General features: G+C 44.6%; 17 protein-coding genes. 13 read left to right on the top strand and 4 right to left on the bottom strand.

The features are described from left to right. The first annotated feature begins 53 nt into the window (after positions 1-53). Together seqA and pgm are read left to right on the top strand one after the other, a co-directional pair. Positions 54-596 (top strand): replication initiation negative regulator SeqA, encoded by a 543-nt coding sequence (seqA, locus tag R7P67_RS15890; protein ID WP_262652577.1) that lies wholly within the window; start codon positions 54-56, stop codon positions 594-596. Between the two features lie 92 nt (positions 597-688). Then, positions 689-2,335: a phosphoglucomutase (alpha-D-glucose-1,6-bisphosphate-dependent) gene (pgm, locus tag R7P67_RS15885; protein ID WP_017634813.1), complete on the top strand. Its 1,647-nt coding sequence runs from the start codon at positions 689-691 to the stop codon at positions 2,333-2,335. Positions 2,336-2,396: 61 nt separating this feature from the next. Here pgm and R7P67_RS15880 read toward each other — a convergent pair whose 3' ends face one another. Further along, the gene (locus R7P67_RS15880; RefSeq protein ID WP_213973131.1) at positions 2,397-3,170 is read right to left on the bottom strand and encodes a DUF1853 family protein; all 774 of its coding nucleotides are present in this window, start codon (positions 3,168-3,170) and stop codon (positions 2,397-2,399) included. A 232-nt stretch (positions 3,171-3,402) separates the two neighbouring features. Here R7P67_RS15880 and R7P67_RS15875 point away from each other — a divergent pair, with 232 nt between their 5' ends. Beyond that, on the top strand, positions 3,403-4,161 hold the full coding sequence (locus R7P67_RS15875; RefSeq protein WP_170893752.1) for a Nif3-like dinuclear metal center hexameric protein: 759 nt from the start codon (positions 3,403-3,405) through the stop codon (positions 4,159-4,161). A 92-nt stretch (positions 4,162-4,253) separates the two neighbouring features. On the opposite strand, the gene R7P67_RS15870 is transcribed toward R7P67_RS15875, so the two are convergent. Next, on the bottom strand, positions 4,254-5,543 hold the full coding sequence (locus R7P67_RS15870; protein ID WP_005382163.1) for a citrate synthase: 1,290 nt from the start codon (positions 5,541-5,543) through the stop codon (positions 4,254-4,256). 396 nt (positions 5,544-5,939) lie between these two features. On the opposite strand from R7P67_RS15870, the gene sdhC reads away from it, so the two are divergent. The 8 genes from sdhC (at position 5,940) to sucD (ending at position 15,649) form a co-directional block, all read left to right on the top strand. Beyond that, complete coding sequence (sdhC, locus tag R7P67_RS15865; protein ID WP_017634811.1) at positions 5,940-6,332, top strand: succinate dehydrogenase cytochrome b556 subunit; 393 nt, start codon at positions 5,940-5,942, stop codon at positions 6,330-6,332. After that, positions 6,326-6,670, top strand: coding sequence for a succinate dehydrogenase, hydrophobic membrane anchor protein (gene sdhD / locus R7P67_RS15860; protein ID WP_005382169.1), 345 nt, complete (start codon positions 6,326-6,328; stop codon positions 6,668-6,670). Before sdhC ends, sdhD begins: the two co-directional genes overlap by 7 nt. Then, complete coding sequence (gene sdhA, locus R7P67_RS15855) at positions 6,671-8,437, top strand: succinate dehydrogenase flavoprotein subunit (protein WP_213871776.1); 1,767 nt, start codon at positions 6,671-6,673, stop codon at positions 8,435-8,437. It begins immediately after the preceding gene. A 15-nt stretch (positions 8,438-8,452) separates the two neighbouring features. After that, positions 8,453-9,163, top strand: coding sequence for a succinate dehydrogenase iron-sulfur subunit (locus R7P67_RS15850; protein ID WP_005382174.1), 711 nt, complete (start codon positions 8,453-8,455; stop codon positions 9,161-9,163). Between the two features lie 171 nt (positions 9,164-9,334). Beyond that, positions 9,335-12,160 (top strand): 2-oxoglutarate dehydrogenase E1 component, encoded by a 2,826-nt coding sequence (sucA, locus tag R7P67_RS15845; protein WP_005382176.1) that lies wholly within the window; start codon positions 9,335-9,337, stop codon positions 12,158-12,160. Positions 12,161-12,188: 28 nt separating this feature from the next. Further along, the gene (odhB, locus tag R7P67_RS15840) at positions 12,189-13,397 is read left to right on the top strand and encodes a 2-oxoglutarate dehydrogenase complex dihydrolipoyllysine-residue succinyltransferase (protein WP_017819950.1); all 1,209 of its coding nucleotides are present in this window, start codon (positions 12,189-12,191) and stop codon (positions 13,395-13,397) included. A gap of 213 nt (positions 13,398-13,610) precedes the next feature. Continuing rightward, the gene (gene sucC / locus R7P67_RS15835; protein WP_005382179.1) at positions 13,611-14,777 is read left to right on the top strand and encodes an ADP-forming succinate--CoA ligase subunit beta; all 1,167 of its coding nucleotides are present in this window, start codon (positions 13,611-13,613) and stop codon (positions 14,775-14,777) included. After that, positions 14,777-15,649, top strand: coding sequence for a succinate--CoA ligase subunit alpha (sucD, locus tag R7P67_RS15830; RefSeq protein ID WP_005382181.1), 873 nt, complete (start codon positions 14,777-14,779; stop codon positions 15,647-15,649). Before sucC ends, sucD begins: the two co-directional genes overlap by 1 nt. Positions 15,650-15,768: 119 nt before the next feature. Here the strand turns inward: sucD and znuB are convergent, their stop codons facing one another. Both znuB and znuC read right to left on the bottom strand, forming a co-directional pair. Continuing rightward, positions 15,769-16,554, bottom strand: coding sequence for a zinc ABC transporter permease subunit ZnuB (gene znuB, locus R7P67_RS15825; RefSeq protein ID WP_005382183.1), 786 nt, complete (start codon positions 16,552-16,554; stop codon positions 15,769-15,771). Beyond that, complete coding sequence (gene znuC / locus R7P67_RS15820; RefSeq protein ID WP_005382185.1) at positions 16,547-17,335, bottom strand: zinc ABC transporter ATP-binding protein ZnuC; 789 nt, start codon at positions 17,333-17,335, stop codon at positions 16,547-16,549. The genes znuB and znuC overlap by 8 nt, the downstream gene beginning before the upstream one ends. 78 nt (positions 17,336-17,413) lie before the next feature. Here znuC and znuA point away from each other — a divergent pair, with 78 nt between their 5' ends. After that, entirely contained in the window at positions 17,414-18,301 is an 888-nt protein-coding gene (gene znuA / locus R7P67_RS15815; RefSeq protein WP_033906913.1) for a zinc ABC transporter substrate-binding protein ZnuA, read from the top strand. Positions 18,302-18,503: 202 nt separating this feature from the next. Next, positions 18,504-21,881: a helix-turn-helix domain-containing protein gene (locus R7P67_RS15810; RefSeq protein WP_262580019.1), complete on the top strand. Its 3,378-nt coding sequence runs from the start codon at positions 18,504-18,506 to the stop codon at positions 21,879-21,881. Positions 21,882-22,590: the final 709 nt, after the last annotated feature.

The following is a 22,590-nucleotide window of genomic DNA, read 5'->3' as shown; positions in this document are numbered from 1 at the left end:
GTGGATCTCGTTATAATCCCCCAGAGTTTAAACATTGAGAATGTGAAAAGCGAATGAAAACAATTGAGGTTGATGAGGATCTATACCGTTATATAGCTAGTCAAACTAAGCATATCGGTGAAAGCGCCTCGGATATTTTGCGACGCCTTTTAAACCTTGATGGTCAGTTGCAGGAAGCTAAAGCCGCGCCTGTAGTAGAGAAGCCACAAGGGATTGTAGTAAGTAAAGATGCGGGTAAAACGGAATCTGTTGATGTAGTGAAAGAAATGCGTTTGCTGCTTATTTCTGATGAGTTTGCCGGTCTAAAAAAAGCGATTGATCGCTTTATGTTGGTATTATCGACCTTACATAAATTGAATCCAGAAGGTTTCGCCCAGGCTACGAATGTAAAAGGACGCAAACGCGTGTACTTTGCAGATAATGAAGAAACCTTGCTAGCAAACGGTAATACGACCAAGCCAAAAGCCATTCCTGGCACACCGTTTTGGGTTATCACGAATAACAATACAAGTCGTAAAAGACAGATGGTTGAACAAGTGATGGCACACATGGGGTTCCAACCTGACTTAATAGAAAAAGTAACAGGTTCAATCTAAGAAACCTGATAGAAGCCTCATAATGCGTCGCAGTGAGCGGATATTATGAGGCTTTTTTAATTTTATTTGTATTTAAAGAAAGGATGTCAAACATGGCTATGCACCCTCGTGCTGGGCAAAAAGCGCAGCAGGAAGATCTTCACAATATCCCAGCACTCGTTGCTAACTACTTCTTACTTCAACCAGACGCGGCAAACGCAGAACACAAAGTTCAATTTGGTACTTCTGGCCACCGCGGTACTGCAGACAAGCACACTTTTAACGAAAACCACATTTTAGCGATCGCTCAAGCGGTAGCAGAAGTTCGTGCTGAGCAAGGCACAATTGGCCCGTTGTTTGTGGGTAAAGACACGCATGCGCTATCTGAGCCTGCTTTCTCAAGTGTGATTGAAGTACTGATTGCAAACGGTGTGAAAGTGATTGTCCAACAAGACAACGGTTACACGCCAACACCGGGTATTTCACACGCGATTCTGACTTACAACATCAAACACGATGAAAAAGCAGACGGTATCGTTATTACCCCATCACATAACCCACCACAAGACGGCGGTATCAAATACAATCCGACACATGGTGGTCCTGCAGAAGCTGAGTTGACTCAAGCTATCGAAGATCGTGCGAACGAATTGATTGCTGAAGGTTTACAAGGTGTTAAACGCCTACCACTAGCAGAAGCAAAAGCATCGGATCTGTTTGTAGAGATGGACTTGGTGAAGCCATACATCGATGACCTGGTGAACGTTATCGATATGGAAGCAATCCAAAAAGCGAACCTGAAGATTGGTGTAGATCCATTGGGTGGCAGCGGTATCGATTACTGGCGTCAAATTGGTCAGGCATACAACCTAGACCTAACGCTAGTAAGTGAATCGATCGATCCTTCTTTCCAATTCATGTCGCTAGATAAAGACGGCGTTGTGCGTATGGACTGTTCTTCTCCTTACGCAATGGCGGGTCTATTGGCACTGAAAGACGAATACGATTTAGCATTTGGTAACGATCCTGATTACGACCGTCACGGTATCGTTACGCCAAAAGGTTTGATGAACCCGAACCACTTCTTAGCCGTTTGTATTGACTACTTGTACCGTCATCGTGACGAGTGGGGTAAAGATGTCGCTGTTGGTAAAACACTAGTTTCAAGTGCGCTGATTGACCGTGTTGTTGCGGATCTAGGTCGTGAGCTATGTGAAGTGCCTGTTGGTTTCAAATGGTTTGTAGACGGTCTGTACACTGGTAAGTTTGGTTTCGGCGGCGAAGAAAGTGCTGGTGCGTCATTCCTTCGTAAAGATGGCACGCCTTGGTCAACAGACAAAGATGGCATCTTGCTATGCCTTCTAGCAGCAGAGATCACTGCGGTAACGGGTAAGAACCCTCAAGATTACTATGAAGAGCTAGCGGCGAAGCACGGTGAGTCGAAGTACAACCGTATTCAAGCTGTAGCAAATGGCCCACAAAAAGACGTATTGAAGAAGTTGTCACCAGAAATGGTTGCGGCTGAAACTCTAGCAGGTGATGCGATCACTGCTCGTCTAACGCATGCACCAGGCAATGGTGCTGCGATTGGTGGCCTTAAAGTAACGACAGCTAACGGTTGGTTCGCTGCTCGTCCATCAGGTACAGAAGATATCTACAAGATTTACTGTGAAAGCTTCAAAGGTGAAGAACATCTGAAACAAATCGAAGCTGAAGCACAAGAAATAGTTAATCAAGTATTTGCAGCCGCTGGTTTGTAAAACATCCAATGGTCAATGTATCTAGCAAAGGGTTGATGTGAAAACATCAACCCTTTCATGTTTAAGTGCCCCGAACAGCTTTATCTCCGGGCCATGAATCTGGTACCACAAACCAGAATTGACCGTCTTCCGTTTGTGCGTGTATGAATCGATCTAAAGGCTTTTCAATAGGTTGAGAGAAATCGTCTGTACCGATCGCCCAGCATGGTTTATGTAAATGATAAAGTGGTTTACCAATTAAATCCCATTGACTTTGATAGCACCAGTAACCACTAATCTGACTTGGATTTAATTCATAACCCAAGCACTCCTTAGGAGTTGGCTCTGGAGTAAACGGATTAATATAGAGTCGTCCTTGCATCATTAGGCGCTCTTCTGGAGAGTCGTTTAAAGGAATTATTTTTTGAAATTCCGGGCGATCGCTCATTTTCAGCTGATGCGTGAGCATTCTATCCAATTTTGCATGTAACTGGTCGTGAGCATTCGGGCCATACCAAATGCCGTTGTAAAGAAGATAAAACTTAATCGCCACTTCCCAATGTTCTATCTGATTTGATTCTGTATTCCTCAACACCAAATCGACAGCACCAATGGTCTTACCTTCAGCGTCGTTTAACTGAATTTCTTCGGCAATAATCTGATATCGTTCTGAATTAGAAAGAGCCGCAGTGCATAGGTGCTGATATAAAAAACCCAGTCTCGGATTACCATTGTATTGTTCTGAGCTATTCAAAGGTTTGACCGAGACATCTTCTAAGGTTGCAAACGGAGGGCGTAACTTGAAAAGCGGAGGTGAAGTGGCGATCCATTGGTAAAAGCGTTGCAGTTGGTTCATCCGTATCCCTAAATTTATGGTGAGGCGACAAGCTTTGTTATTGTAACTAAATTTGCTTTTGAGGGTAGGGTGGCTAGCATCGATATTAGGGTTCGAGATACACTTTAAAGACCTAAATGATATCAAGGTGCCAGATGTCAAAAACGTTGTTGTATCAACTAGGTTGCACTCTTTCGTCTGATTCCATCGAGAGGTTATTTAGGTTTACATGCGCTAGAAATTGGAAGTAATAATGAATAACTTAAAGCTAGAACAGATTCTTAATGACAAACTGTCACCGCAGTTAATTAAAGATTACGCGCCAAATGGGTTACAGGTAGAAGGGAAATCAGCGGTAAAGCGTGTTATCACTGGCGTAACCGCCTCTCAAGCCTTAATCGATAAAGCGATTGAGCTTAATGCAGACGCATTGCTTGTTCATCATGGCTATTTTTGGAAAGGTGAGCCTGAGCCAATTCGTGGCATGAAAGGTAAACGAATTCGTAGCCTGATCAAAAATGATATCAACTTATATGGTTATCACCTTCCTCTAGATATTCATCCAGAGCTAGGCAACAACGCTGAATTAGCTCGCTTACTTGAAATCGAAGTAGAAGGTGGGCTTGAAGGGCACCCTCAGTCAGTTGCTATGTTTGGGCGCTTGAAAAAGCCGATGTCTGGTGTTGAATTTGCGAGTAAGATCAACCAAGTTCTTGCTAGAGAGCCTCTGCATATCGCTCCAGAGAATACCGATAAGATGATTGAGACAGTCGGCTGGTGCACTGGTGGAGGGCAGGATTTCATTGAACTTGCTGTACAGCACGGGCTGGATGCATTTATCTCTGGAGAAATTTCAGAGCGCACCACTTATACCGCTCGTGAAATGGACATTCATTACTTTGCTGCAGGTCATCATGCTACTGAGCGTTATGGTGTTCAGGCCTTAGGCAAATGGCTAGCGGATGAATATGGCCTACATGTGGAGTTTATCGATATTGATAATCCGGTTTAGCGTTTTCCATTAATAACGTTAAACGCAAAAAAGAAAAAAGGGTTGAGACGAAAATCTCAACCCTTTTGTTTGTCTATCTTCGTACTAAAAGATCATTCACGTTCGTGAAGTGGAGAAAACTCACGTTGTGTTTCGCCAGTGTATAGCTGACGAGGACGACCGATGCGGTTCAGTGGATCGCTGTGCATTTCGTTCCAGTGAGCAATCCAGCCGATGGTACGAGAAATCGCGAAGATAACCGTAAACATAGAAACTGGAATACCAATCGCTTTAAGAATGATACCTGAGTAGAAGTCTACGTTCGGGTACAGCTTCTTAGACACGAAGTACTCATCAGAAAGCGCAATGCGCTCAAGTTCCATTGCAACGTCTAGCAGAGGGTCTTGAATGTTTAGCTCTTTGAGAACTTCATGACACGTTTCGCGCATTACTGTCGCACGTGGGTCATAGTTCTTGTAAACGCGGTGACCAAAGCCCATTAAGCGGAATGGGTCATCTTTGTCTTTCGCGCGGTCTACATATTCAGGGATGTTATCGACGCTGCCAATCTCTTCTAGCATTCTCAAGCAGGCTTCGTTTGCACCACCGTGAGCAGGTCCCCAAAGGGATGCAATACCAGCGGCAATACATGCAAATGGGTTCGCACCAGAAGAGCCAGCTAGACGAACAGTTGATGTCGACGCATTCTGTTCGTGATCCGCGTGTAGAGTGAAAATCTTATCCATCGCACGGGCAACCACAGGATTTACTTCATACTCTTCGCAAGGGTTTGCGAACATCATATGCAAGAAGTTCTCTGCGTAGCTAAGGTCGTTACGAGGGTAAATAAATGGCTGACCGATAGAGTATTTGTAACACATCGCCGCCAGTGTTGGCATTTTTGACAGCAGACGGTACGCTGCAATTTCGCGGTGTTCGTCGTTGTTAATGTCAAGAGAGTCGTGATAGAAGGCTGCAAGTGCTCCAACTACACCACACATTACCGCCATTGGGTGAGCATCGCGTCGGAAGCCATGGAAAAAGCTTGCGATTTGCTCGTGTACCATTGTGTGACGAGTAACGGTCGTTTTGAATTGCTCGTATTGTTCTCGGGTAGGGGCTTCACCATAAAGAAGGATGTAACATACTTCTAAGTAATCTGCGTTATTGGCTAATTGATCAATCGGGAAACCGCGGTGCAAAAGAATACCTTTGCCGCCATCGATGTACGTGATTGATGATTCACAAGATGCAGTGGCAAGAAAACCTGGGTCAAAAGTAAAGTAACCATTGGCTCCCAGCTTACGAACGTCAATTACAGGTGTACCTAGCGTACCGTCCATAATTGGCAGTTCGATTGGCGCTTGACCTTCAACATGAAGGGTCGCTTTCTTATCCGCCATAACAATCTCCTTTGTTTATTATTTAATCCGTCCAGGATGTTTATGTGCCATTTTTGTACTGTTGTTAAAGCTTAAAGTCAATTTTTCTCCATCTTTGTGTGCACTTGTTATGATTTTTCTCATGAAAATCGTTAAAAATCTGTTCTATGTAGCATAATTTGTTACACCAATTGTATTAGAATGTTGCTCGCCGTATATTGGCAAAGAAAATTTTAGTTAAATCCTTATAAATTCGGGGCTAGAAACAAAGAGTGAGGTTTGTTGCTGGATTCCGTTTGTTAACAACTTGTTTACAATTATCTGAGTGGTTACTCGCGATATTTGTTAAATAGATGTTAACTTTTGTACGTTTGGAAGCTGAAATTGGTTATAACAATAAATGCTCAATGGAGCTGAGTGAGCAAGCCCGTGAAAGAAAGAAAGTCAAGACCTGTTAATTTAGATTTACAGACCATCCACTTTCCTATCACAGCAATCGCATCCATCCTACACCGTGTGTCTGGGGTAATTACGTTTGTTGCGGTGGGTATATTACTGTGGTTACTATCCATTTCTCTGTCATCCCCAATGGGTTTTATGGAAGCCGCTGACATCGTCGATAGCTTCTTCGTAAAATTCATCCTGTGGGGAATTCTTACTGCACTTGCCTACCACATCGCAGGTGGTATCCGTCACTTATTGATGGATCTAGGTCACTTTGAAGAACTAGATTCAGGCACGATGAGCGCTAAAGTCGCGTTTGGTGCAACAGCAGTATTATCATTATTGGCGGGGATCTTGGTATGGTAAAACACGTATCTTCATTTGGTCGTAATGGTGTACACGATTTCCTACTAATTCGTGCAACTGCAATCATTATGACGCTATACACGATTTATCTGATTAGCTTCTGTGCATTTTCAGATATCTCTTACGCATCTTGGACCCAATTCTTTGGTGGTACCTTCACTAAAGTATTCACCATGTTGGCACTTGTCTCGATCCTGATTCACGCTTGGGTTGGTTTGTGGCAGGTATTAACTGATTACATTAAGTGCGCGAAACTACGTGGCGCACTACAACTTGGTGTTATTGCCGTGCTATTCGGCTATGTCTTCTCTGGTCTATTTATTCTGTGGGGTGCGTAAGTGTCTATTCCAGTTCGTGAGTTTGATGCCGTAGTAATCGGCGCTGGTGGTGCAGGTATGCGCGCTGCACTACAAATTTCAGAACAAGGCCTATCATGTGCTTTGTTGTCAAAAGTATTTCCAACACGTTCTCATACTGTGTCTGCACAGGGTGGCATTACTGTTGCTCTGGGTAACTCGCACAAAGACGATTGGCAATGGCACATGTACGATACCGTTAAAGGTTCCGACTACATCGGTGACCAGAACGCGATTGAATACATGTGTAAAAATGGTCCTGAGTCAGTTATCGAGCTTGAAAAAATGGGTCTGCCATTCTCTCGTTTCGATAACGGTACCATCTACCAACGTCCATTCGGTGGTCAATCTAAAGAGTTTGGTGGTGAGCAGGCTGCTCGTACAGCCGCTGCTGCAGACCGTACTGGTCACGCACTTCTTCACACGCTTTACCAGCAAAACGTAAAACACAAAACAACCATCTTCTCGGAGTGGTACGCTTTGGATCTTGTGAAAAACCAAGACGGCGCAATCATGGGTTGTACTGCGATTTGTATGGAAACGGGTGAAATCTGTTACTTCAAATCAAAAGCAACCATTCTAGCTACAGGTGGTGCAGGTCGTATTTACGCATCGACCACTAACGCGCACATCAACACGGGTGATGGCGTTGGTATGGCACTTCGCGCAGGCGTTCCAATGCAAGACATGGAAATGTGGCAGTTCCACCCAACAGGTATTGCTGGCGCGGGTGTTCTAGTGACGGAAGGTTGTCGTGGTGAAGGTGGTTACCTTCTAAATAAAGATGGTGAACGCTTCATGGAGCGCTACGCACCAAACGCGAAAGACCTTGCTGGTCGTGACGTGGTTGCTCGTTCAATGATGATTGAAATCCGCGAAGGCCGTGGCTGTGATGGTCCTTGGGGTCCACATATCAAGTTGAAACTTGATCACCTTGGTAAAGAAGTACTTGAATCACGTCTACCAGGTATCTGTGAACTGTCTCGTACATTTGCACACGTTGACCCTGTGAAAGAGCCAATTCCAGTAATTCCAACTTGTCACTACATGATGGGTGGTGTACCTACTCAAGTGTCTGGCCAAGCAATTAAGCAGAAGGCCGACGGTAGCGAGATGGAAGTACAAGGCCTTTACGCATGTGGTGAGATTGCTTCTGTATCGGTACACGGTGCTAACCGTCTTGGCGGCAACTCATTACTAGACTTGGTCGTATTTGGTCGTGCCACTGGCTTGCACCTTGGCGAAACGCTAGCAGCGCAAACGGAAGCTCGTCCTGCAACAGAATCTGATATTGAAGCGTCTCTAGCGCGTACTATGCGTTGGGAAAACAGCACTGGTGGTGAAGATCCAGTTCAGATTCGTAAAGACCTACAAGCATGCATGCAAAACAGCTTCTCGGTATTCCGTGAAGGCGATGCGATGGCAACCGGCCTAGAAGAGTTGAAAGTGATTCGCGAACGTTTGAAAGATGCGCATCTAGCGGACAAGTCTTCAGAGTTCAACACGCAGCGTATCGAGTGTCTAGAACTTGATAACCTGATGGAAACCGCGTTTTCAACTGCCGTTGCAGCGAACTACCGTACAGAGAGTCGTGGCGCACATGCTCGTTTCGATTTCCCTGAGCGTGATGATGAGAACTGGCTATGCCACTCTATCTACAATCCGGAAACAGAAGCGATGACTAAGCGTGATGTGAACATGACGCCAACGCATCGTGAAGCTTTCCCGCCGAAAGTACGTACATACTAAAGGGAGGATACGACTATGAAATTAAACTTCTCTTTATACCGTTACAATCCGGATGTGGATACTAAGCCTTACATGAAAGAGTATACCCTTGAGGTAGACGAAGGCTCAGACATGATGGTGCTTGATGCATTGATTCTGCTAAAAGAGCAAGATCCAAGCATCGCTTTCCGTCGCTCATGCCGTGAAGGGGTATGTGGTTCTGATGGTTTGAATATGAATGGTAAAAACGGCCTAGCGTGTATCACACCGTTATCTGCTCTACAAGGCGATAAGATAGTTATTCGTCCACTACCAGGGTTACCTGTCGTGCGCGATCTTATCGTTGACATGACGCAGTTCTATGATAACTATGCGAAAGTTAAACCATTCTTGATTGATGATGGTGCATTACCACCATCACGTGAGAATCTACAATCGCCTGATGACCGTGCGCATTTAGATGGATTGTACGAATGTATCATGTGTGCATGTTGTACAACGTCTTGCCCATCATTCTGGTGGAACCCTGATAAATTCATCGGCCCAGCTGGTCTTCTCGCAGCGTACCGTTGGCTAATTGATAGCCGCGATACGGCAACAGATGAACGTTTGTCTGATCTTGATGATGCATTTAGCGTTTTTCGTTGCCATGGCATCATGAATTGTGTAAGTGTTTGTCCTAAGGGATTAAATCCGACGAAAGCCATCGGTCACATTAAGTCGATGTTGGTTAATCGTTCGGTTTAATTTACTCGCTCTTAGGAATGTCGCAGTGTTGCGGATCACCCGATATGACCGCTTCACTGCTTCAGTAATATTCGAGTAAAGAATACAAAAATTGCCGACCGTATTTTTAGTCGGCTCTTATAGCTCGGCAAAGACCGAAGCAAACGTGAAAACTACTGGTTAAGGGAAAATATGCACAACGGCGTGATGAAGGCATGGCTCGAGTCTTCACACTTGGCTGGCGCCAATGCAACGTATGTAGAGGACCTCTACGAACTGTATCTAAGTGATCCCGATCTGGTAAGTGAGGAGTGGAAACGTGTTTTTGAAGGCTTGCCTAAGCCATCAGAAGAAGTGGCAGAACAACCACATTCACGTGTCCGTGACTACTTCCGACGACTCGCTAGAGAAACAAAGCATTACAATGTCCAAGTTAGTGACCCAGATGTCGATGCAAAACAAGTAAAAGTTCTACAGCTAATCAACGCATACCGTTTCCGCGGGCATGAAGCTGCAGAATTAGACCCACTAGGTCTATGGCAACGCCCAACCGTGGCGGAGTTAGACCCTGCTTTTCATAATCTTACCGAAGATGACTTCGAAGAAACTTTCAACGTAGGTTCTTTTGCTGTTGGGCAAGAAACCATGAAGTTGAAAGATATCTATGAAGCCCTCAACAAAACTTATTGCGGTTCCATCGGTGCTGAATACATGCACATGACTGACACAGAGCAAAAGCGTTGGATTCAGCAACGCCTTGAGTCTGTCGTAGGCCAGCCATCATTCAACAAAGATGAGAAGCGAACATTCCTAGAAGAGCTAACAGCCGCTGAAGGTTTGGAGCGTTACCTCGGGGCGAAATTCCCAGGTGCAAAACGTTTCTCTTTAGAAGGTGGTGATGCGCTGATTCCGATGACGAAAGAGTTGATCCGTCATGCGGGTACAAGTGGAATGCGTGAAGTGGTTATCGGTATGGCTCACCGCGGTCGTTTGAACATGCTGGTGAACGTACTTGGTAAGAAACCTCAAGACCTGTTTGATGAGTTCGCCGGTAAACACGACGAAACTTGGGGTACGGGTGATGTGAAATATCACCAAGGTTTCTCTGCTGATTTTGCGACTCCAGGCGGTGATGTTCACTTAGCACTTGCATTTAACCCGTCGCACCTAGAAATCGTAAACCCAGTAGTCATGGGCTCAGTTCGAGCACGTCAAGATCGCTTGGGTGATAATCAAGGTAGCAAAGTGCTTCCTATCACCATCCACGGTGATTCTGCAATCGCTGGTCAGGGTGTGGTTGCCGAAACTTTCAACATGTCTCTTGCTCGTGGGTTCCAAGTTGGTGGTACGGTACGTATCGTCATCAACAACCAAGTAGGCTTTACGACGTCTAATCCTCGTGACACGCGTTCTACGATGTACTGTACCGATATCGCGAAGATGGTGCAGGCGCCAATTTTCCATGTAAATGCAGATGACCCAGAAGCAGTTGCTTTTGTTACTCGCATTGCATTGGATTACCGTAACGAGTTCAAGCGTGATGTCGTGATCGATCTTGTATGTTACCGTCGCCACGGTCACAATGAGGCGGATGAGCCAAATGCGACTCAGCCTTTGATGTACCAGAAAATCAAAAAGCATCCTACACCACGCAAATTGTATGCAGATGTTCTGATCGACAAAAATGAGTCAGATATCGAGACGGCGACTCAGTTAGTCAATGAGTATCGCGATGCATTAGATCGCGGTGAAGTGGTTGTTAAAGAATGGCGTCCAATGGCGTTGCACTCTGTAGACTGGTCCCCTTACTTAGGGCACGAATGGGATATGGAGTGGGATTCAAAATACGACAAGACACGCCTTATTGAGCTAGGCAATCGTCTGTGTCAGTACCCAGAAAGCCATAAACTGCAAAGCCGTGTTAATAAGCTATACAACGATCGTCTAGCAATGATGACCGGTGAAAAAGCCATTGACTGGGGTATGGCTGAAACATTGGCGTATGCTACATTGGTTGACGATGGCAAGCGTATTCGTCTTTCTGGTCAGGACTCGGGTCGTGGTACTTTCTTCCACCGTCACTCGGTTCTTCATAACCAAACCGATGCAAGCACTTACATTCCATTAGCGAATATTCATGACAACCAAGGGCCATTCCAAGTCTTTGACTCAGTATTGTCAGAAGAAGCAGTGTTGGCGTTTGAATACGGTTACGCAACAGCCGAACCAGGTGGTTTAACTATCTGGGAAGCACAGTTTGGTGATTTTGCCAACGGTGCACAAGTTGTTATCGACCAGTTTATCTCGTCAGGCGAGCAAAAGTGGGCGCGTTTGTGCGGTCTTACTATGCTTCTACCTCATGGTTATGAAGGTCAAGGTCCTGAGCACTCATCTGCACGTTTAGAGCGTTACCTTCAGCTTTGTGCTGAGCAAAATATGCAGGTTGTGGTTCCTTCAACACCGGCTCAGGTGTACCACATGATTCGTCGTCAGGTTGTACGCCCAATGCGTCGACCTCTCATTGTTATGTCGCCGAAATCTTTGCTGCGCCACCCTCTATGTACTTCAACGATTGAAGACTTGGCGGATGGTACATTCCAATCTGCAATTCCAGAAGTAGATGATTTAGAACCAAGCAAAGTGAAACGTGTCGTGTTCTGTGCTGGTAAGGTTTACTTTGACCTACTAGAGCAGCGCCGTAACAACGAGCAAGACGATGTTGCTATCGTGCGTATTGAACAGCTTTACCCATTCCCAATGGAAGAAGTACAAGCAGCAATTGCTCAATACACTAACGTTGAAGACTTCGTGTGGTGTCAGGAAGAACCTCAGAACCAAGGTGCTTGGTACTGTAGCCAACATAACTTCCGTGCCGCTATTCCTGCAGGTGCAAATCTTAAATACGCAGGTCGCCCAGCTTCTGCTTCGCCAGCAGTTGGCTACATGTCGGTGCACTTGAAACAACAAAAAGCGTTGGTTGAAGACGCTCTGAACGTGAACTCAAAAACTTCGAATTAAGAACTAGAAGTTAAAGGAAGAAACAGATATGACAATTGAAATTCTGGTTCCAGATTTACCTGAATCAGTTGCTGATGCAACCGTAGCGACATGGCACAAACAACCAGGCGACGCAGTAGAGCGTGACGAGGTTTTGGTTGACATCGAAACAGACAAAGTTGTGCTAGAGGTTCCAGCTCCGGAAGCTGGCGTTTTAGAAGCTATTGTTGAAGCAGAAGGTGCGACAGTACTTTCTAAACAAATCATTGCTAAATTGAAGCCAGGCGCAGTTGCAGGTGAACCAACTGCAGACAAAACAGAAGGTACTGAAGCATCTCCTGATAAGCGCCACAAAGCTGCGCTTAACGAAGAAAGTAATGACGCATTAAGCCCAGCAGTGCGCCGTTTATTGGCTGAACATGGCTTAGAAGCAAGCCAAGTGAAAGGCACTGGTGTTGGTGGTCGTATTACGCGCGAAGATATTGAAGCGCATCTTGCGAACGCTAAATCTGCGTCAAAAGAAGACTCGCCAGCAGTGGTAGACGTGCCGGCAGCGGCTCGCAGTCAGAAACGTGTTCCAATGACTCGCCTTCGTAAGACAGTTGCTAACCGTCTGCTAGAAGCGAAGAACAACACGGCAATGCTAACGACGTTTAACGAAGTCAACATGAAACCAATCATGGACCTTCGTAAGCAGTACAAAGATCAGTTCGAAGAGCGTCACGGTATTCGTTTGGGCTTCATGTCTTTCTACGTGAAAGCAGTAACAGAAGCGCTTAAGCGTTACCCAGAAGTAAATGCTTCGATTGATGGCGATGACATTGTTTACCACAACTACTTCGACATTAGCATGGCGGTATCAACGCCACGTGGTCTAGTTACACCTGTCCTAAAAGACTGTGACAAGCTTGGTTTCGCTGATGTTGAAAAAGGCATCAAAGAGCTGGCTATTAAAGGTCGTGATGGCAAGCTAACGGTAGACGAGCTAATGGGCGGTAACTTCACTATCACAAACGGTGGTGTGTTCGGTTCACTAATGTCTACACCAATCATCAACCCACCTCAATCAGCGATTCTTGGTATGCATAAGATCCAAGAGCGTCCGATGGCAGTGGATGGCAAAGTTGAAATCTTGCCGATGATGTACCTAGCGTTATCTTACGATCACCGCCTAATTGACGGGCGTGAGTCAGTTGGTTTCCTAGTAACGATTAAAGAGTTACTAGAGGACCCTGCACGTCTCCTATTAGACGTTTAATATCGCTAAAACGTCTAGTTATCGTAGGTAGCTAGACGTTAAAAATTTCAATGGCTAGACTAGCTCAACGTTTGGCCTTCATTTGAATCCTTCAGTATGAGTACTCGTTATGAAGGATTGATTTGAGAAGACCCTACAGACGTACAAGCAGCCAAGACTGCAGCGTTATGGAAATAATAAATCCCTTAAGGGAAAAACAAACGGAATATCGAAATGAATTTGCATGAATACCAAGCCAAACAGCTGTTTGCAGAATTCGGTTTGCCTGTGCCAGAAGGCTACGCGTGTGATACACCACAAGAAGCTTTTGAAGCCGCAGGCCGTATCAGTACAGCCAAGAAAGTAGTTAAATGTCAGGTTCACGCTGGTGGCCGTGGTAAAGCGGGTGGCGTAGAGCTACACGATACAAAAGAAGGCGTTAAAGAGTTTGCACAGAAGTGGTTAGGTAAAAACCTAGTAACTTACCAAACTGACGCTAACGGTCAGCCAGTAACAAAAATCCTTGTTGAAGAAGCTTCAAATATTGCGAACGAACTATACCTAGGTGCGGTAGTTGACCGTGCTAGCCGTAAGATCGTTTTCATGGCTTCTACCGAAGGTGGTGTGGAAATTGAAAAAGTTGCGGAAGAAACGCCGGAGCTCATCCACAAAGCAGCCATCGATCCACTAGTAGGCCCTCAAGCTTACCAAGGTCGTGAGCTTGCGTTCAAACTTGGTCTTGAAGGCGACCAAATAAAACAATTCGTTAAGATCTTTATGGGTCTTGGCACTATGTTCTCTCAGTACGATCTTGCTCTGCTAGAGATCAACCCACTTGTGATTACTGGCGAAGGCAACTTGCTATGTCTTGACGGTAAGATCAACATCGACTCAAACGCACTGTATCGTCAGCCTAAGCTTCGTGAAATGCACGATCCTTCACAAGAAGATGAGCGTGAAGCACACGCAGCTCAGTGGGAGCTGAACTACGTAGCACTAGACGGTAACGTTGGCTGTATGGTTAACGGTGCAGGCCTAGCAATGGGTACGATGGATATCGTAAACCTACACGGCGGCAAACCAGCTAACTTCTTAGATGTAGGTGGCGGCGCGACGAAAGAGCGTGTTGCTGAAGCATTCAAGATCATCCTATCTGATGACAATGTGAAAGCGGTACTTGTTAACATCTTCGGTGGTATTGTACGTTGTGACATGATCGCAGAAGGTATTATCGGTGCGGTTAAAGAGGTAGGTGTAAGCGTACCTGTTGTTGTTCGTCTTGAAGGTACTAACGCTGACCTAGGTCGCGAAGTTCTTGCTAATTCTGATGTTGATATCATTGCTGCTGAGTCGCTAACTGACGCTGCTCAGAAAGTTGTTGCTGCTGCGGAGGCTAAATAATGTCTGTATTAATTAACAAAGACACTAAAGTAATCTGTCAGGGTTTCACTGGTGGTCAAGGTACTTTCCACTCAGAGCAAGCTATCGCATACGGTACGCAAATGGTTGGTGGTGTGTCTCCAGGTAAAGGCGGCCAAACTCACCTAGGTCTACCTGTATTCAACACAGTACGCGAAGCAGTAGAAGCGACTGGCGCAACAGCGACAGTCATCTACGTACCAGCACCTTTCTGTAAAGATGCAATCCTAGAAGCGATTGATGCGGGTATCGAGCTAATCGTAACGATTACTGAAGGTATCCCTACTACAGATATGATCGACGTGAAAGTGAAGCTAGAAGAAACTGGCGTTCGCATGATTGGTCCTAACTGTCCGGGCGTTATCACTCCTGATGAGTGTAAGATCGGTATCATGCCTGGTCACATCCACAAGAAAGGCAAAGTAGGTATTGTATCTCGTAGCGGTACTCTAACTTACGAAGCAGTTAAACAAACCACTGACGAAGGTTTCGGCCAGTCTACTTGTGTTGGTATCGGTGGTGACCCAATCCCGGGTTCAAACTTCATTGATATCCTAAAACTGTTCCAAGAAGACCCTGAGACAGAAGCGATCGTTATGATCGGTGAGATCGGTGGTACTGCAGAAGAAGAAGCAGCAGCATACATTAAAGAAAATGTAACGAAGCCAGTGGTTTCTTACATTGCTGGTGTAACTGCGCCTCCTGGTAAGCGTATGGGCCATGCTGGTGCGATTATCTCTGGTGGTAAAGGTACTGCTGAAGACAAATTCGCTGCACTAGAAGCGGCTGGCGTTAAAACTGTGAAATCTCTAGCAGAGATTGGCCAAGGTCTACGTGAAGTGACGGGTTGGTAATCGACCACACTGCTTAATAAGTATTAAAAAGCCTGCGATTTCGCAGGCTTTTCTTTTTCCGTTTCAGTGGATTTATGTTTGTTGTTAGCAAGGCCTTTCGCGTTTAATGTTCAATGCGATTATGCTTTGCTTTTAATCAGCTGGCTCAGCATAAATAAGGATGTTGCGCTGATCACTACGGAAGGGCCGGCCGGTGTATCGAAGTGCCATGATAGGCTAAGCCCCATCAGTACTGCCACAGAGCCAATAATGGATGCGAACAATGCCATTTGCTCTGGTGATGAAGAGACTTTACGTGCTGTTGCGGCTGGGATAATTAGGAGCGAAGTCATGATCAACGCGCCAACGAACTTCATACCTACTGCGATTACTACACCCACCATTAGCATTAACACCAATCTAACTAAGTCTGTATTCACGCCCTCAACAGCGGCAAGTTCTTCACTAACAGTGCTAGAAAGCAGTGGGCGCCAGAAGACGTACAAACACGCACTTACCGCAACAACACCTGCGTAAATAAACATCAGGTCTTGTGGAGAGACGGCAAGTAAGTCCCCAAATAGGTAGCTCATTAAATCGACGCGCACGTTTTCCAAAAAGCTAACCGATACTAAACCGATAGAGAGTGCACTGTGTGCCAAGATACCTAACAACGTGTCTGTAGCCACAAGTTGTTGCTTTTGCAGAGTGACAAGCAAAACGGCCAGAGCTAAACAGCAGACGAGTAGCGCAAGGTAGAGATTTACGTTGAGCAAGAAGCCCAGCGCTAAGCCCATTAACGATGCATGAGCTAGGGTATCTCCGAAGTAAGCCATTTTACGCCAAACGACAAATGACCCAAGTGGACCGGCAATGATCGCGATACCAATACCAGCAAGAATAGAAGGTAGGAGAAACTCAATCATGATGGTGATGTCCGTGTTTATGGTGGGAGCATGATGTCGCATCACCGCTTACTGGCGTTCCGGATAAATCGTGATGATGGTGCTCATGGTCGTGATGATAAAACGCGAGAGACTCTCTCGCTGCATTGCCAAATAGTGCGATGTAAGAAGGGTGCTGAGTAATAGTGGCAGGTGAACCTGAGCAGCAAACATGGTGATGCAGACAAATAACATCGTCCGTTTTCGCCATCACTAAATGTAAGTCATGCGATACCATAAATACGCCACAATCAAAGCGGTGACGAATGCTCTCAATTAAGTCATAGAGATCGATTTGACCTTGGATATCCACCCCCTGAGCTGGTTCGTCTAATACCAATAGCTGAGGACGTTGAAGCAGAGCACGAGCCAGTAACACTCGTTGGTTTTCACCACCGGATAAGCGATGCATATTACTATTAAGTAAATGTTCAGCGCCAACAAGCCGTAATGCATCAATGCACTCCTGCTTACTGTATTTTCCTGCTAAATTTAGGAAGCGGGTTACATTCAATGGAAGGGAGTCATTGAGCTTCAACTTTTGAGGAACGTAACCAATTTTCAGTTTTCTTTGTCGGTTCAACTTGCCGCTAGTCGGCTTTTGAAGACCTAAGATAACTTTGACTAACGTTGATTTTCCCGCTCCATTGGGACCAATTAGGGTAGTTATTTTGCCCTTTTCTAATTCCATACTAATGTTATCGAGAACTCTGCGGCCATCGAACTCGACGCATAACTGCTCAAGATGGACTAAGGAAGACATGAATGAAACTCATTTGCAAATCAATAATGTTATAATGTAACATTATCTCACTTTCCACGCCATATCCCAAGTAAAACTATGAAAAGAGCATTAATTCTTGCTGCCTCAGCAATGTTAACACTGCCAGCACAGGCGGTAACGGTACTGACGAGTATCAAACCTATTCAGTTGTTAGTAACAGAGCTTACTCAAGGAGTAACTTCACCAGACGTGCTATTGCAGTCTAACACATCACCCCATGACTATGCTTTGCGTCCATCGGATGTTAAAAAGGTCGCTTCGGCTGATTTGGTTATCTGGTACGGACATGATCTTGAACCGTTTCTAGAGAAAGTTGTTTCGGATAGATCGAATACTTTGACTATTAGTCAAATTCCAAATCTAGAATTGCGTGAATTTGATAGTGAGCACAACCATGACCATGATGGGCACGATCATGGCTCACATGATCCGCACTTTTGGCTAGGTGTAAGCCAAGCACAACAAGTGGCCAAGGCTGTTGTGAATCAACTTGTATCACTTGATCCGGAAAATGCAGCTCAATATCAAGCGAACCTCAAAAAGTTTGAACTCGAGCTAAAAGACACTGACCAACAGATAAAGCAGAAGCTGGCACCAGTAAAAAACAAAGGTTACTTTGTATTCCATGATGCTTACGGTTATTTCGAAGATCGTTATGAACTAAATCAAATGGGGCATTTTACTGTGAGCCCAGAACGCAAGCCAGGAGCGAAGACCTTAATTCAAATTCGTCAAAAGCTAAGTGGTGGAGATGTGGCTTGTGTATTTTCTGAACCTCAGTTTACCCCGGCTGTCGTTCAGAGCGTAATGAGAGGCAGTGATGTCGCTAAAGGCGAGCTTGACCCGTTAGGGAGTACAATTGAAGCAAAACCTGGCAGTTACTTTACTTTTCTCAACAATATGGCGAATAGTTTTGAGCAATGCTTGAACAAAAAGTCAGATTAAGTGCTGTCGTAATGTAGGAGTAGTCTTTTTAACGTGATCCAGTAGTAAGAATTACAACCTTTGGTAAGGCGAGCCTTTTCTCAGAAAGTAATTGAGATATCATTACCAATAATTATCAGCTCAAAATAACCGTATCAATCCATGTTTTACAAACGATGAACGGTCACTTTCAGAGCACAAATTGATACAAAAGGTTTTCGTCTTGCTACGCCAATTAGCCCTTGCTCTGTTGGGCTTTGTCTTATCCTACCAAGCATTTGCGCTTCATAATGCAAATGCAATCTTTTACCCTTTGCCAACTCAGGCAAAGGGTACTTTTATCGCGGCTAAAAAGTTGTTCTTGGGTGAAAAGGGCGGTTTGTGGATTCATGACGTACACGGGAGAGTCCTGTTTTACGATGGTCAAACTATATTGCCTAAATCAGGTAGCTTCCTACAAACGTCGGCCAAGCAGTTGGCCTATCATAAAGGTGCTTTTTGGACCTTTATTGAAAATGAGGTCTATCGAACTTATCCAAATCAGGAGCGACGTTTAGTCTTTAGTTTAAATCCAGGCTCACAAATAAGAAAAATAGGGTCTTCAAAGAACTATATTTGGGTGAGTGATGGCGCGCATTTCTATACCTACAATATCGACACTAGCGAGTTAAACTCTTTCTCTCTATTGCAGCTCTATCAACATAGTAATAATAGCTACGTTTACATTAATGATGCGGTGCTAGTTGAAACGAAGTGGGCACTAGCAACGACTTCCGGCTTCTATCTTTCTGAAGGTGATAAGTTTGACCATGTCGCTGCCTCAGGTCAAAACTACATTGAGAAAGTCTATTATTCACACACGCGAAGAGAAATTTTGATAGGTACATTGCGTGGCGCTTTAATTTTCAACATTTACCAGCCTGATAAAGAAGTGATTAGAATTGGCGGCTCACATGTTTTGACATTCGCAGAGACAAATCAAGAGTATTGGGTGGGGACAGAGCATGGCCTTTATTTGTACTCATTTTTTTCAGGTGAGATCACCGAAGTCGCGCCTGCAAGTTTTCTTGAGTTAGAGTTAGATAACACGAAGATTTATTCGTTGTTGAGTGACAATATGGGAGGGATGTGGATTGCGACTAACCAAGGTATTCGTTATTACTCGCTATTTAGTAAAAAATTTGAACGAGTGACCTTTAGTAGTTATGACTCACACACCCTATCAGGACGAATTCGGCAAACTATTGAAGGTCCTGATGGTGCGCTTTGGTTTGCTGATGACCGAAAGATTTATCGTTCAGGAAAGAGTGGGATTAACCAAGTCTTAGAGTTGGAGTCGCAGATCAATGAATTTGCGTTTCAAAACGGCATGCTTTGGCTTGCAACCTCAAAAGGGCTGGAAATATTTGAGCTAAATGGTCTCAACAAGATTACATTTCCTTATTTACAGGTTATGGCCGGACATGCCGTAGAGCATGTGACCGTTGATGGTGATGACCGTCTTTGGGTATCAAGCGGATACCATCTTTACAATGTTGATACTGCTGCACAAAGCGTACGAAACTTTGGAAGTGAGTGGCTGGTAAGTCAGTATTTGCCTGCTAAGGTTACGCGCCTATATGATACTGAAGACGCCCTATTAATAGGCACCGATCATGGCGTATACCAATACAGTAATGACAACATCCAGTTTATCCGTTTTTCAGAAAAGTTTGGTGAATCATTAGACATGACCACGGCGGTTGATGGCAGCCAGTGGTTTGCTTCATCTTATGGTGTGTTTAAAACTGATACACGAAGCGATGAAAAACGTGTTGTTGAAATGAGTGAGCCCAACGCCAGACCTGCTTGCTTGATCAGAGACAGGCAAGGTGTATGGTTAGCTTCCTCTGTCGGTTTAAGCTATTACCACCTTTCGGGTGAGTTAGTGAAACATTACTCATCGTCATCAGGCTTAATGAACAATGAGTTCCTCCCTGGTATTTGTAGCGTTATACAGCAGACAGAAATTGGTGAGCGAGAGCTTGTTCTGGGGTCGAAGTACGGACTCGTAAAAGCAGAAGCATCCAAGCTGCTTGTATCTAATCCCCCAGAGTCTAAGTTTATTGTTAGCCAAGTTGTGCTTGAAAATGAAGTTCTGCAAGTTGGTAGTGCCGATCTGAATGGGCTCACACTGCCATATGGATCTTCGCTGAGTTTTTTATTCGGTGTGATGCCAAAACCAGACAGTCAAAATTTGTACTATCGATTGAACAATGATGACCCATGGCAAACGTTAGAGGGGGGCCAACTGACACTCGAGCACCTTAGTTCCGGTGAATATCACTTGCAGGTCAGTAATGAGTCTCAAGTTGCCGCTGGAGTCGTTGGTTTAGAATCTCACTTTATCGTCCTTCATCCTTGGTATCTATCGCGATTTGCTATTTTAGGCTTTGTCGTAGCTAGTATTGCGGTCGTTGCAGTACTCGTATTCTGGCGCTCGCGCTACGTTGTACAGGCTAACCGTGATCTAGCAGCTCAAGTGACCCTCAAAACGAATCAGTTAAGACATCAAAGTAGAGTGTTGCTTACGAGCAACCAGCAATTACGTAAACAGATTCAAGTTAGAAACCTACTCGTAGACCATGTAGCTCTATCCATAAAATCAAGCGTCGACTTTATTGTGGCGAAACTACCTATGCCTCTGGATACTGCGACAGAGGATCATTTGGCTAAAACGAATTGGCAGTTAAATGAACTCAAAAGTGTTCCAAGTGATGTAAGTGGTGGGAGTCAGAACTACAACTTGAGTCAGATAACTCAGTCAGTGGTTGATGTATGGCAAGATGACTTTGCAAAAGCGGGTATTTTGGTAGAGCTAGAAGATGAGAGTAAGCAGAGCCGGGTTGCTCTGGAAAGCTTTAATCTTGATGTTATTTTCAATAGCATTTTTGCCAATATCATCAAGCGCTCTTTCCGAGGTCAAACAGTCAGAATTATGCTAGAAGAGGGGCATGATATTGTGTCATTGAGCTTTCTTGATTACGGGACGCAATTACCTAATAAAGTCGCGACTGGGCTTCCGTCTAACTTAAATCACTCTGAGTTGAGTATTGACCACCTTGCCCAACTAGTGACAACGAGTGGTGGTTACTTGGCTGTCTTCTCTTCTGATGCTCAAAACAAAGTCGAGATTACATGGCCATCTGCGAAGGAAAGGAGTTATCTGGATGAACCGCAGCAAGAACTCAATCCTGTAACTATTGCAGAAGATCAAGTCACACCAGAGAAAGAGTGGTTGCAAAAAGTCTATCAATTAGTGGCAGAGCATTACCATGATCCTGAATTTGGCACTGCGTCAGCCGCTAAAATGCTGTATATGTCTGAACGCTCTTTGCAGAGACGTTTTAAATCTGCCTCGTCAAGAACGTTAAAAGACTATGTCACAGAGGTTCGTTTGGAAACGGCGTGTGAACAGTTATTGGCGGGTGAGAAAATCAGTGAAGTCGCCTTTAACTGTGGCTTTAATGATCCATCTTACTTTAGCCAAAAGTTTAAGCTACATTTTGGTTTGCCCCCGTCCAAGTTTGCTTTGACTCAAGAAAGCCAAGAAATTAACTAGAAAACCTTCATTATACGCTCCCTAGTTAATAGTTAAGATGCTGGGGAGCTGCATGCAGTGCTCTATTATTGCTGCAGTTGCTAACGCAGTGAGTTTCATTGTTTCTTCATCACATCTAGCCTACAAATCCATTCTCAACACGTAAGCACGATCACGTTCTATCTGTTAGTCGCGATGTTCATAGCAATAAGCATAAATGGCTTCAAGAGAATGATTTACTGATAGTTGCAACAAATAAATGACAGTTGTATTGCTGTATCAAAAGAGCGTTGTTCATTTGGGGGAGTGATGGCATGCGACATTCGTGAAAACGAAAACTGTGTTGAAAAGATGGATAAGGTAAAGAAGTTTTGAAAGAGGTGAAAAAAAATATCGTGGTATAGCCGGGGGGACTATACCACGGGTGTCAAGGACACCTTCGCTTGCTGCCGGAGTGACATGTTGCCATGCCACCTCTGGAATTTATTAGAGAGGTTGCCCTCTCGATGGAGTAACTATACGAGAGGTTACTTATTTTTCTTATAAAAATAACGCCATGTTTATATGAGAAAAGCGACAACGTTTGGTTTTTTACTTAAATCATTGTTTTAATTTGAATTTTTTGTTTTCTGTCTTGGTTTGTGACATTTTTGTTTCGTTAGGTGTCATTTTTAATTGTTAATTTTGACGTAAATAACGAGAGGAAATTTACGAAGTTAACGTTTGAAAG

This window comes from Vibrio sp. Vb0937 (genome assembly GCF_033338855.1).
Note: the sequence above shows the minus strand (reverse complement) of the source record. Positions and strands in the feature narration are given on the sequence as shown.